Genomic DNA, 11061 nt, shown 5'->3' on the forward strand with positions numbered 1-11061 from the left:
ATTAGCGCTCCTCTGCGATACGGCTCACCGAGGTGATCGCGATGTTGCCGATGGTTGTTGTGGGGTTGGAAGTTTCAACGGTTAGGCTAGCTGCGCCATTGGTAAATGAAACCGAGACAACGCGACCTGTCAAAACGCCGCTGCCCGAAGGAATATCGACACGGCGTCCAAGCAGAGACGCCGCCTGCATCGTCGACTGCGACTGCAAAATGCCTTGGAGACGATCGTTGCCTGTTTCGGTCTGCTGGATTTGTGAGAATTGCGCGAGCTGCGACACAAATTCATAGTTTTCAATTGGCTTCAGCGGATCCTGATAAGTGAGCTGGGTCAGAATAATCCGGAGCAAATCTTCAAACCCAACACCAAAAGCGTTGGTCGCTGTTTGCTGTGTGCTGGTTTGACCCTGTGAAGTGGACTGCACTTGTGTGCCCCCCGGTGTCACGGGCGAAGTTGCCTGCATCATGGGCGATATTCCTCCAATTTATTCAATTTTTGACCGCTCGCCGGGCCCATTTCTGCAACCTCAATGCGCTCTAGAGGCACACCATGTGAGGAGGCGCGCCCCGCTACCAAATCACGAATTTGGTTGCGCGCCATGTCCCAAACGGCAGGCAGTTTAACAAAAACCGAAGCCCGATCTTGTATCGTCAGTACCAGGACCTGCAGGAATGTCGCGGCACGCCCACCACCCCACAAAAGATGTGGTTGTGGCCGGCTGGTTCCAAAAACTTCTGGCATGGTAAAACTATCTTGGATCTGGGATGCTTGCGAAGCACCTAGATCAGCGCCTTCAACACGACCCAAACGCCTTTTGCGTGTGCCCTGCCCCTCAAGACCTTGGGAAGTCGTCAAAGAACCGGACATAGGTCGCGCTAATTCATCCAGATCCTGCGACCCCAAATCTGCGCTCACCAAATGCGAAAGCTCTTGCTCGCCTTGGCGAGGTTCAAACTCATGCAGGGTGAAGTCAGGCTGCGCCAAGCCTTGACGATGAGCCTGCCCAATAAGCAATTCGGGCTCAAGCCAGGATTTAGGGGTGTCCTTCAAGGGAGGATGGGTAACAAATTCGGCGTGAAAATTTGGCTGCTCTAGCGCAGGTCCTTTGTGTGCCCGCGCGACAATCGTTTCAGCACCTCGTTCACTGGTTACCGCAGCCATAGTCTCAATAGGGCGGTCGCCATCGCAGTTTTCGGGGAGCTCGGCCCGGGGTTGAGCCTGCGCGTTCCAGATCAAGCCAAGCCCGCCCGCATCATCGGGCTGTGTGCATTTTGTTACTTTCGACCCCAGTCGGCCTTTCAGGTCGTTTACGATCGGCTCGGCACTATTTTGAGCTTCTTGGCTTTCTGACTCAACTGCTGGGGTTAAAGCAGTCTCCTTGGATCCAAGTTGTTGCAACAATCCCGCAAAAGAATCCAAGCCTCCCTCAAGCGATGACGGTGGACGTAGGCTTGCCTCAACAAAATCTCGAGGCATAACTCTTGGTGCATTGGTTACGAATTTCGCGATCACGATTGCATCCTCCACCAGGCCCAAGCGGTGCGCTCTTCCAAGCTTAGCTCCGTTGCTTGATCGCGTTCGCCAGCAGCTTGCCTGACCGCAACACGCAAAGCTTCTGCGGTGCGCTCTTCTGATTTGAGGGCAGATCGTAGGTGACCACGAGACTGATCTTCTGCATTCTTGCGCTCAACAAGCACGTCTTCTGCTTCTGCTTCAGCAATCTGACGATCGGCAACCGCCGCCGCTAAGGCCGCTGTCAACAAGGGATCAAACCCACCCTGGGACTTCAACGCCTTCTGCCAAGCCGCCTCATGGTCAAGGCGCTCTTGCCAAGCCATGTGACGCACCGCAATGCCACGCTCATGGGCCTGCACAGCTTCGACAAGCTCCATCCGAAGCGCTTGGCTGCGCGCGACCTGCACCTCTATCACGTCAGCAAGCTTTTTGACGCGGCGCTGTGCGACCCCCGTCATGATTGCCGCTCCAACAAGAAGTGATTTCCTAGGTCGAGGGTCATCAAGGCATCTTTGACTTTCTGCGAAGAAAGCGGTGCCCCGGCCCCCTTTGCCAGAAAACTCATGATGGCCGGACGCGACTTAATCGCTTGATCCAACACGGGGTCGGCACCTGCACGGTAAACACCGCTTTCCACCATGACTTGGCCCTCATCATATCGGGCCAAAAGCTCAGTCACGCGGCGCGCTCTTTGCAGGACATCTGCTTCCATCACATGTTCGGCTTGGCGACTGATCGAGCGCAAGGGATCAAGGGCTGGCCATTGGCCTTGAGCAGCGAGGCGCCGCGACAAAATGATATGACCGTCCAACAAGGACTTCATGGTCTCAGCAATCGGATCATCAACATCATCGGTCTCACAAAGGACGCTGAATACGCCCGTTATCGCCCCACCAGATCGCGATGACCCACAACGCTCTACCATCAGAGGTAGCGCTGAAAACACATTGGGCGTAAAAGCCCGTGCCGTCGGAGGCTCTCCAGCACTGAGACCAATCTCACGCAATGCCAAAGCTAAGCGCGTGGCAGAATCGACCACAAACAGGACATGCTCACCCTGGTCGCGCCAGAATTCAGCCAAACATAAAGCCTGCCAAACAGAACGAACCCGCTTGGTTGCACTTTGGTCAGAGGTCGCAGCAACTAAGGTAAAGCGGTCTGCGTCGGCACGTGACGACAACTGACGCCAAGTTTGCTCAACCTCTTTGCCGCGCTCCCCAACCAAACAAATGATACAACGGTCGCACGCAACAGTTTCAGCGAGTCGCCGCACAAGTGTCGTCTTTCCAACCCCGCTAGCCGCAAAAACGCCAATTCTTTGGCCCTTCGACAAAGGAGCCAACACATCCATACTTGCAAAACCAGATGCCAAAAGCGGGCCTGTCTCAGCGCGCTCTAATGGCGAAAGCACCCGCCCGCTCAATCGGGCATAGTCACTGGCGACAATCGGGCCCAGTCCATCAAATGGCGCGCCCATTGCATCAATGGCGCGTCCCCCAAACCCATCACCAACCGGTGCTGACTGATTGGATCGATCCAAGGTGACACGCGCGCCAGGCCTCACCGCCTCACTTCGCTCAAGTGGCACTAATGTGATAGTTTCCCGGTCAATCGCAACGACCTCCGCAATAAGGGCACGACCATTTGTACCAATCGAAACGGTACATAAGTCGCCCACACAGGCATTGGGCCCATCGGCCACAATCGCACCAGCATTGACGCGAAGGACCGCACCCGCATGGGAAGCAACCCGTATCGCAGAGAGCCTTGCCAGGGCGATATCGACCGCTGTCATGATAGGGGCACCTCTTTGTTCGCATTTTGCCAGTGCGCTTCAGCAACTTCCCGCAAAGTCTCACGTACTGCCTTGGCATAGTCCTGAAGGTCCAACCTTACATGACCCAAACGCATACCAATCCGGACACCACCCCTTGGCAAGGCAGGATCGGCAACCACCAGAGCTTCCGACTGCGCCTGGGCCTGGAGCGCGGTCGCGACAGCCTCAAGATCAAGCTTGTCAGCCGCACTAACCCGCAACTCAACTACCGATCGCTCCTGCAATAAGGTTACTTGGTGTTCGATCATCGCCAAGACTAAACCGGACAGCTCGACTTCTTCGCCCAAAACAGGCTGCAGGGCAGCCGACGCAATCCGAACCGCCTCACTTTCTAAGCGCTGCAAGTGCAAGGCCTGTTGCGCTACAGCCTCTTTCGCCGCTTGGACTAAGGCCTGCGTCCGGGCTGCATCATCGCGCTGAAACTGCCTTTGTGCTTCTAGCCGGCTTGCCACAACCGCCTCTTGCAACTTCGTTTGGGCTTCCTCGTGCTGACGCACCAATTGCTGCTTCAGCCGAGCAACCTCGCCTTCAAACTCGGCAATACGGGGATCATTCAAGTGTCCTGAGAGATCGACATCCAAAGGATCACCCGCCGAGGGCTTACTGGAACCAAATATAAATTCCCTAGTCTGACCGGCTTGATCCTGCGGCCATAAAGGCTGGTAAGGGGCTGCATCCAAAGCTTCAGGACCACGCAAGATTGGTGAGGCCTGCGAAAAATCAGAGGATGAGGCTAAGTCTGGGCGCGTCACAATGGTCGCCCCTGCTGAGATCGGCCAATACCCAACTGGGATAAGCTGTCCTTCAACCAAGCAGAAAGGCCGTCTAGCGAGACAAGTTGCGAAGACTGATTCTGGGGTTGCTCTGCCAATCGATCAACCCATTGCTGAACGCTATCTCGCGCAGCGGGGGCTAAAATGCCTTCCTTGACCTTCAAACGCTCGTCGACCAGCTCCGTCAAGATAAGCTTCATCCTTGGCGAATGGCGCAAGAACGGCCGAGGCGATGGGTCAGAACTTACTTGCTTTAGACCATTGCGCATGCGCTCACGAAACTCTCGAAGCGCTGTACGCTCTTGGGCGGTCATGAGCTTTTCGATCCGCATCCGTTCTCGGCGGGGCAGACCAGCGTGACGCTGCAGAATTTCAAGCTCGCTCGCGTTAAGGGACACTGCCTGCCCCCGTGCCTCTTGTGCGCTGCCCGGCACCATAGGCGGCACTTGTCTGGCGCGCTAACGCCTGCCTGAGTTCGCGAGCTGCCTCTACATCATCTTGGTTTTCGATACCGCTCACGGCTCGATCCGCACGCCGCCACCAAGCCAGAGCGCCAAGCCCAACAAGCAACGCACCCAAAATACTTATGGACATAATCCTGCCAACCGGACTCATGAACCAATCGAGCAACGTCTCTGGCCGAGTTGGCGCTAAAGACTTCTGCTCTGTGGGAATAATTGCTGCCGGAGCTCTTGGCGCGAAGTCCTCTGGCACCATGACACTTGAACTCGACAAGGGCGTCGTGACAAAAAGGAGTTCAGCCCCTTTAAAGCCTGCAGCCTGAGCCAATTGGGTCATGGCGTTACCAGCTTGACTGCGTTGCTCTAGATTTAAGTCGTCCGAGGAACGCAAGCGAACAGTCACCTGAATCTCTGCTTTTGGCGTCGTCGCGGTGCTGGCACTTTGAGGGGTTTCAGCGCGCAACTCATGATTTAGTCCAGGCGCTATGCGGCCAATCTCTTCGCGCATTGCAAGAGCCAAGTCATTGGACACTTGGCCAACCCCAATTGCCCCGTCGACAACCGCAGGCGCCGCAGCAATCACGCTTACGGCTTCGCCTCGCGCGTTCAGAACAACCACGTTTTCCGCCGAAAGATCAGGCACAGAGGCCGAAATCAGCTGCTGAATCCCCGAAACCATCGTCTCGCTAGGACGCGCGCCGCTTTCTGTTCGAATGGTAACCGCGGCTTTGCCACTGGTACGGTCGGAACGAAATAAATTCCGCTCCGGCATTGTCAAATGCACCCGTGCCTCGCGCACATCATCCATGGCCATGACGGTCCGAGCTAACTCACCTTGCAACGCCCGCTGAAACTTAATCCGCTGCGTAAATTCAGTCAGACCCATTTCAGACTGGTTGAAGAGCTCAAACCCATCCGTCCCGTTCAAGACGCCTTCGGCCGAGGCAAAAGTAACTCTCAACCGGTCGAGCTCAGAGGCTGGAACCTCAACCCGCGTACCACCGTTGGAAAGGCGGAAATCAGTCCCATTAGCTTCAAGCTCTTTAACAACCGCGGCGCTCGCCTCTAACGGCAGATCCGAATATAAAACCTCATATTGGGGTCCGCGAACAAACATCCAGATGGCAATACATGCCGCAATGACGCCAACAATAAAGACACCAGCCACAAGTGGGCTAGGCGCGTTACCTGCGCGAGGCGATTGAGGTGGCAAATCCAGAGAACTCACAAGACGATCCAATGTTTCATATCAAGTTCTAGACCTAAAGCTGCATGTTCATGATGTCGCGGTAGGCTTCAACCAATCGATTTCGAACCTGCAGACCTAATTCAATACTGATACGAGCTTCTTCTAGGGCAATCATGACAGAATGGGCTGGCATAGAATCATCAAGCGCATAGGCTTGAACCATCTCATTGGCATAATTGATTTTTTCTTGCATATCCGCCACGCCATTTGTCATGAGGCTGGTGAAAGACTGGAGGTTGACCGGCGTAGCGGTGACACCAGTCGGAGCGCCGATTAGGCTAGGCGTCAAAGTCGCCACTTCAGAGTTTGGATAGGCCGCGATTGAACTAATTGCTTCAAGACCGTTCATTGCGATCTCCCCAATTCCAAGGCCCGAGCGGCCATTTGTTGTGCGATACCAAAAGCAGCAAGATTGGCTTCATAGACACGAGCCGTCATGACAAGCCCAGTCATTTCACGGGCGTGATCGACGCCAGGATAGGTCACAAAACCATTTCCATCCGCATCTGGATGGGTTGGGTCGTAACTCACACGCGGTGCATCGCCAGTCGGCTCTACAGACATCACCTGCACGCCGGTTGGATTTTGCAAACCAGTCAAGACGCTAGCAAAACTCTGCCTAGGGCCGCTGACCAGCCGCATTGGCTGAAAAAGCCCTCCGTCTACGGAGCGCGTGGTGTTCATATTGGCCAAATTGGTGGCCATGACTTGAAGCCGTTGCCATTCAACATTCATTGCTGTTGCGCTGATTTTCATCGGTGTCATGGCTAGCGTCCTGTATTGCTGACGATCAAGCGTTGAAGGGCAAAGAGGCGGCCGAGCATTTCAATCATGCCGCTGTAGCGCAGAGCAGATTGGGTCGCCTCGGCCAGTTCCATATCAACACGAACCCCATCGCTGTTTTGCTCTTCAATGAGCTCAACAGCGATGTCCTTTATTGCTTCAGGGCGGCCTTGTTGGGCTACCCGGCGCAACTCACTTTCGAATTCCAGCCGCACGGGCTTGTATTCCGGGGTTGATGCATTGGCGATGTTCTGGGCAATATAAGCCTGCCGCAAGGTCAAAAGATCCAGCGTCTGTTTGGTGACCGCGAGGGTAAGGGGATTAATAGCGTCCATTATTGCACCACAATTTCAGCATTAAGCGCACCGGCAGCATGCATCGCCTGCAAAACCGCAATGATGCGACGTGTATCGACTTTCGCCATGTTTAAACTCTGAACCAAATCGGCAACGGTTGAGTTCGGGAAGGTAACCACAGCCTCATCAACCCCCTGGGTCACAACCAATTCCGAATTTGTAACCGCAAGTGAACTCACCCCAGAAGCTGGTCCCACAAAGAGCCCCGGCTGGGAAACCTGATTCTCTGTTTTGACGCTGATTCGAAGATCACCTTGCGCAATAACCACACTCGATATGGTCACGTCAGAACCGGCAACCACGGTTCCTGTCCGTTCATTGATCACAATGCGAGGCATACGGTCCGGAATGATCTGCAAATTGCCAATTTCACCAAGGAACCGCGTTAGTGCTTCCGGCCTTCCATTGAGCATGATGCGCACTTCGTCCGCACCAATAGCCGACGCGCTGCCCATGCCGTGGCGAGAATTGATTGCATCGGCAATTCGACTGGCCGTGGCAAAATTTGCATCATTCAACAAAAATCCAACCGAGCCATCTGCGCGGACCAAGCGGGCCTCAACGGGTAGTTCAACAGTTGCGCCGTTTTCAATCCTAGCAGTCGTCGGCAAATTGCGCTGCTGGCGATCACCTTGATCCTCAAAACTATAGCCACCAACCACGAGCGACCCTTGCGCCAACGCGTAGTTTCTGCGATCTGGACCTGCAAGCGGGGTCATCAAAAGTACGCCGCCCGCTAAGCTGCGAGCATCTCCCGCCGATGAAACCGTAACCGAGATCCGGTCGCCAACATTGGCAGAGGCTGGCAAGGTTGCCGTAACCAAAACAACTGCAACATTTCGGGCATTGATGTCTGTCTCGCCCACCACAGTTCCTAGCCGCGAGAAGACATTTTGTAGCGCCTGACGCGTAACGGTACTTCTGGGACTATCGCCAGTCCCTGACAGACCAACAACGATCCCATAACCAACGAGTGCATTATCCCGCCAGCCTTCAAACCGTCCAAGTGACTTAATGGGTGCATTTTGAGCCAGCACGAGCGATGGCAAAACTGCGATAACAGACATAGCCACAAAGCTAACCAGCCCGACAATCAACCGACCAAGGGTGTGAGGCTTCGCCATCAAAATATCCCCCTGAACCAATTGCCAAGCCAAGCTAAAGCCTTACGACGTTGGCGTTCATTGACCCGATCGACCGCATCAAATTCAATGCGCGCATCGGCAACCCTGTTCGAAGGCACACGATTATCCGATTGAATATCGGCAGGCCTGACGCGCCCGGCCACGCGAAGTGTTGTGGCCTGCCCATTGACCAGCATCCTTTGCTCGCCCGACACAACTAAATCACCATTTGGGATGACTTCCACGACGGTCACAGCGAGTTGGGTCGTAAAGCTTTGGCTCCGCCGCACTTCACCGCGTCGATCCGAATCCCGATCAAAGTTCAATGACAAGCTCTCAGAGGTCGAGCCCGCATCAACTGAAGCACCCAGATTATAACCTTTGGCAGAGGATGCTGCAGCACTATTGCGCGCTTCTGCCGCCTGAATAACCACAACCGTCAGACTATCACCGACCCTTGAAGCAACTCGGTCAGATGCCAAGGCGGCAAATGGCTGGCTCTTATACAAGTCGTCAGCGTGGGCAGGCAAACAACCAAAAGCGACAAGCCCCAAGATGGCAGGAGCAAATAGACGCGACAACACTGAAACTCGGACGTCCATCATGGTGCCTTTGCACCCGCGCCAAAACTGCCACTCGATGGACGCGTTTCAGGTTCGACTTGAACAGAAATCACTTCTCCCCCAGGCAGGCTTACAAAAACTTGCCCGCCAGACGTTCCAGACTGACGCACATCGACAGTTCGCGAAACTTCAACGGCACCGACACGGGCCAATAATGTACCGACACTTTGTGCCTGAACAAGAGTTGGGCGCTCTAAAGCAATCCGTCCAAGATAGGCGCCAGCCACCCCATCTTGACGCATGACCGCCTGCCCAATGGAGCGATCATAGCCAACAAGACGCCTGGCCTCTTGAGCTTTGTTGCCTTCCCTAGTGCAACATGGCGCTTCAACCACTTGAGCCAAACTAACCCGATCGCCCGCCTTTAGATCGCTAGACAACATCCAACAGGACCCACGCTTTACCCCCGCCTCAGAAGCCCTCGCATCCGTTGACGCCAACGACTTAGAGGCTGAAGCATCCACGCTCAGCATGCTAATTATCAGCAGAAGGGCAAAGTGTGCATGCGTCATGCGCGCCTCAATCCATTGACTATCCCCATGAATTGATCTGCTGCCTGAACCAATTGCGCATTGGCAGCATAAGCCCGCTGAATCACCATCAGGCGGATCATCTCTTCGTTCAGATTGACATTTGACCGCTCCAGCGCGCCCTGCACAAAAACCGCTGCTCCATCCTCACCGGCATAAGACCGTCGAACCTGGAGACCTTCTTCTACCTGATAAAGCCCGCCACCAACACGCTTCAACGAAGCTTCACTGTCAGGCATCGCAAGCTGTAGATTTCCCAAGACAAGGCGTTCGCCATCGCTGCTAGAAGTGATAGCGCTCACATCGCCGTTACGACTAACGCGAAGCTGGGTGGCGTCAGCGGGCACCTGAATCATTGCCACAAATGGCAAACTTTCAGAGGCACCCAGATAACCGTCACGGGTAAGCACCAATGGACCACCACGCCAGAGCATGATCTGGCCACCTGGGCCCATCAACTCCAGAAAACCCCGACCATCTAGTGCAATGTCAAGATCACGGCCAGTCTGCTCAATCTCGCCCTGACGATCAATCTCATCAGCAGCCCGAACAGCAACGCCGCCTCCAGAGACCGATGAGCCAGCCATCCCTCTTGCCGCCAATTGAGCGGACAAATCTGCATAGCGAACATCTGAACGCTTAAAGGCTGGCGTATTAATATTGGAAACATTGTTCGCAACTATAGAGAGAGCCCGCTGCTGGGCGCTTAGTCCACTACCTGCAATCTCAAACACACCGTTCATCGTAGACCCCTGCCTAAAGCGGTAATGGCTTGGCCCATCAAGCCGTCATAGGTTTGAACCAATCGCGCGCCCGATTCTGCCATACGTAACGCAAGCATCATGCTGGTCATTTCCGCAGCGGTTTCAACATTGGAACCTTCCAAAGCGCGCTGACGAATTTGCGAATCCGCCAAGTCGGCAGGCATAGTTGCAGTTGCCTCGAATAAGGTTCCACCTACAGCTCGAAGCGCTGAAGGCTCAGTCGGGACAACCAAGGCGATGCGAGCAACCGGCGAACCACGATCCAAGATCGTTCCATTTGGAAGGATCTCAACATCGCTTGAGTTTACGCTGATTGGAGCCCCAACTTCATCGAGCAAAAGCTGACCAGAACTCCCAACCAATGTTCCGTCCACCCCCCGTGCGAATTGACCACTGCGGGTCAAGAACTGGCCACCATTCATTTCAACTAGGAAGAAGCCATTTCCTTCGATTGCCAAATCCAAGGGTGAGTCCGACGGCGCAACACTGCCCATGCGCGTGTCTGTCTGCAATCTCGACAAAGGGCCAAGAGCGGCCGCCTCAAACGAGAACACTTCCCGCCTATATCCGGGTGCTGAGCTCTGACTGATGTTACGAGCGGTAACCTCGAGGCCGATTTGGCTTGCGGATAAAGATCGAGAGCCAGCTGCCAAAATTTTGTCCAATTGCGCCCCCAAATATCTAAAAAAGCCAATAACTTTGGCTCAATTTATCTCAATAACGCACCAACCTTAGACAGCCTTTTTTAACCGGTCAAGGGCCACCCAAATACCACTCAAAGTGGACAACCACTCGCCCAAGGGGCCTAAGGGCTAGGCACTACAACTGGTACCCAAGTCTTCCTGGCCACCAAGCGGCACCACCTAAGGGCTACCCACTTAAGGCCTCTGCGTAAGCCAAACTAAATAGTATTGCTCGCCAGGCCTTTTTTCCGATCACGTCCCATTTGGTGGTGTAACACGCGGTGACAGCTAATCCCCCCGCGCAGCGCTCGTCACATAGCTGGCGGCGTGGGGGGATTGGCGGTTGGTCATTGATCATTCTGGTTT

At 54.6% G+C, this 11061-nt stretch carries 15 protein-coding genes; all 15 read right to left on the reverse strand.

Annotation, left to right across the window (positions count from 1 at the left end):
• Nucleotide 1 precedes the first annotated feature (1 nt).
• The 15 genes from ACIQ20_RS10390 to ACIQ20_RS10460 all read right to left on the reverse strand — a co-directional run bounded on the left by ACIQ20_RS10390 (nt 2) and on the right by ACIQ20_RS10460 (nt 10677).
• Entirely contained in the window at nt 2–463 is a 462-nt protein-coding gene (locus ACIQ20_RS10390) for a flagellar hook assembly protein FlgD (RefSeq protein ID WP_395780036.1), read from the reverse strand.
• Nucleotides 460–1509, reverse strand: coding sequence for a hypothetical protein (locus ACIQ20_RS10395; protein ID WP_395780038.1), 1050 nt, complete (start codon nt 1507–1509; stop codon nt 460–462). Before ACIQ20_RS10395 ends, ACIQ20_RS10390 begins: the two co-directional genes overlap by 4 nt.
• Nucleotides 1506–1970 carry a hypothetical protein gene (locus tag ACIQ20_RS10400; RefSeq protein WP_395780040.1) on the reverse strand — a complete coding sequence of 155 codons (465 nt, stop codon included), beginning with the start codon at nt 1968–1970 and terminating at the stop codon, nt 1506–1508. The genes ACIQ20_RS10395 and ACIQ20_RS10400 overlap by 4 nt, the downstream gene beginning before the upstream one ends.
• Complete coding sequence (locus ACIQ20_RS10405) at nt 1967–3307, reverse strand: FliI/YscN family ATPase (RefSeq protein ID WP_395780042.1); 1341 nt, start codon at nt 3305–3307, stop codon at nt 1967–1969. Before ACIQ20_RS10405 ends, ACIQ20_RS10400 begins: the two co-directional genes overlap by 4 nt.
• Nucleotides 3304–4101 carry a FliH/SctL family protein gene (locus ACIQ20_RS10410; RefSeq protein ID WP_395780044.1) on the reverse strand — a complete coding sequence of 266 codons (798 nt, stop codon included), beginning with the start codon at nt 4099–4101 and terminating at the stop codon, nt 3304–3306. The genes ACIQ20_RS10405 and ACIQ20_RS10410 overlap by 4 nt, the downstream gene beginning before the upstream one ends.
• Nucleotides 4098–4520 carry a hypothetical protein gene (locus ACIQ20_RS10415; RefSeq protein ID WP_395780046.1) on the reverse strand — a complete coding sequence of 141 codons (423 nt, stop codon included), beginning with the start codon at nt 4518–4520 and terminating at the stop codon, nt 4098–4100. Before ACIQ20_RS10415 ends, ACIQ20_RS10410 begins: the two co-directional genes overlap by 4 nt.
• Nucleotides 4510–5811, reverse strand: a complete 1302-nt coding sequence (gene fliF, locus ACIQ20_RS10420) for a flagellar basal-body MS-ring/collar protein FliF (protein ID WP_395780048.1) — start codon at nt 5809–5811, stop codon at nt 4510–4512. The genes ACIQ20_RS10415 and fliF overlap by 11 nt, the downstream gene beginning before the upstream one ends.
• Before the next feature lie 34 nt (nt 5812–5845).
• A complete protein-coding gene (gene fliE, locus ACIQ20_RS10425) occupies nt 5846–6181 on the reverse strand; it encodes a flagellar hook-basal body complex protein FliE (protein WP_395780050.1) in 336 nt (111 codons plus the stop codon).
• A complete protein-coding gene (gene flgC, locus ACIQ20_RS10430) occupies nt 6178–6597 on the reverse strand; it encodes a flagellar basal body rod protein FlgC (RefSeq protein ID WP_395780052.1) in 420 nt (139 codons plus the stop codon). Before flgC ends, fliE begins: the two co-directional genes overlap by 4 nt.
• A gap of 2 nt (nt 6598–6599) precedes the next feature.
• On the reverse strand, nt 6600–6950 hold the full coding sequence (locus tag ACIQ20_RS10435) for a flagellar basal body rod protein FlgB (protein ID WP_395780054.1): 351 nt from the start codon (nt 6948–6950) through the stop codon (nt 6600–6602).
• On the reverse strand, nt 6950–8095 hold the full coding sequence (flgI, locus tag ACIQ20_RS10440) for a flagellar basal body P-ring protein FlgI (RefSeq protein WP_395780056.1): 1146 nt from the start codon (nt 8093–8095) through the stop codon (nt 6950–6952). Before flgI ends, ACIQ20_RS10435 begins: the two co-directional genes overlap by 1 nt.
• The gene (locus ACIQ20_RS10445) at nt 8095–8700 is read right to left on the reverse strand and encodes a flagellar basal body L-ring protein FlgH (RefSeq protein WP_395780058.1); all 606 of its coding nucleotides are present in this window, start codon (nt 8698–8700) and stop codon (nt 8095–8097) included. Before ACIQ20_RS10445 ends, flgI begins: the two co-directional genes overlap by 1 nt.
• Nucleotides 8697–8960, reverse strand: a complete 264-nt coding sequence (locus ACIQ20_RS10450; RefSeq protein ID WP_395780060.1) for a hypothetical protein — start codon at nt 8958–8960, stop codon at nt 8697–8699. Before ACIQ20_RS10450 ends, ACIQ20_RS10445 begins: the two co-directional genes overlap by 4 nt.
• 266 nt (nt 8961–9226) lie before the next feature.
• Nucleotides 9227–9991: a flagellar hook-basal body protein gene (locus tag ACIQ20_RS10455; protein ID WP_395780062.1), complete on the reverse strand. Its 765-nt coding sequence runs from the start codon at nt 9989–9991 to the stop codon at nt 9227–9229.
• Nucleotides 9988–10677, reverse strand: a complete 690-nt coding sequence (locus ACIQ20_RS10460; RefSeq protein WP_395780064.1) for a flagellar hook-basal body protein — start codon at nt 10675–10677, stop codon at nt 9988–9990. Before ACIQ20_RS10460 ends, ACIQ20_RS10455 begins: the two co-directional genes overlap by 4 nt.
• Nucleotides 10678–11061: the final 384 nt, after the last annotated feature.

Origin of the sequence: Aquidulcibacter sp., assembly GCF_044346625.1 — a bacterium.
In the GTDB taxonomy this organism is placed as follows: Bacteria; Pseudomonadota; Alphaproteobacteria; order Caulobacterales; family Aquidulcibacteraceae; genus Aquidulcibacter.